The 604-nt window shown below is 70.9% G+C and carries 1 protein-coding gene; it reads right to left on the bottom strand.

Annotated features, from left to right (window positions below; translation table 11 throughout):
* On the bottom strand, positions 1-407 hold a 407-nt coding region (locus ABD323_RS43885; RefSeq protein ID WP_344447592.1), incomplete at its 3' end, for a hypothetical protein.
* Between the last annotated feature and the right edge of the window lie 197 nt (positions 408-604).

Raw genomic sequence — 604 nt, 5'->3', positions numbered from 1 at the left:
CGGGAGCACCGGGACCCCCCACCTTCCGTCCAGGGGGGGTGGATTGGAGGGGGCCGCATGAGGACGACCAGCAGGGCGAAATAGACACCCACGAGGAGGACCAGTGCCCCCAGGACCATGCCCGTAAGTGCCGACTTTGTCGGCCGTCCCGACCCATTGCGCCAGCGCACCCGCAGCAACCGTCCGCTGATCGCCGCCACCACCACCCACATGGCGAACGACGCGCCGACCAGCGCACTCCACAGCGAGAACTCCATCCGCCCCGTGGAAGCGCGGCCCTGCGGGGACTCCCCCGCGCCAAGGCGGATGAGCCCGGTGCGGAGCGCTGCCGCGGCACCCGGCCCCGCGGTGATGCCAACGGGCAGCATGGCCGCTCTCAGCCTTGTACGGGTCGGCGCGTCCGTCATGAGGCAACGGTGGAGGGCCGAGCCTGGGCGAGCAGCGTATGAAGGCCGTGTCTGCCGGAAGAGATCCGACACGGATCCGTCGGATCACCCCGGTGCCCCACGCCCTAACCCTTCACCGCGTACCCCAGGTGGGTGACCAGCGGTCGGGCGGCCGGCGAGAGTACGAAGTCGACCAGCGGCGGGATGTCCTCGTCGGG

The organism is Kitasatospora nipponensis (assembly GCF_039528135.1).
Lineage (GTDB): Bacteria > Actinomycetota > Actinomycetes > Streptomycetales > Streptomycetaceae > Kitasatospora > Kitasatospora nipponensis.
Note: the sequence above shows the minus strand (reverse complement) of the source record. Positions and strands in the feature narration are given on the sequence as shown.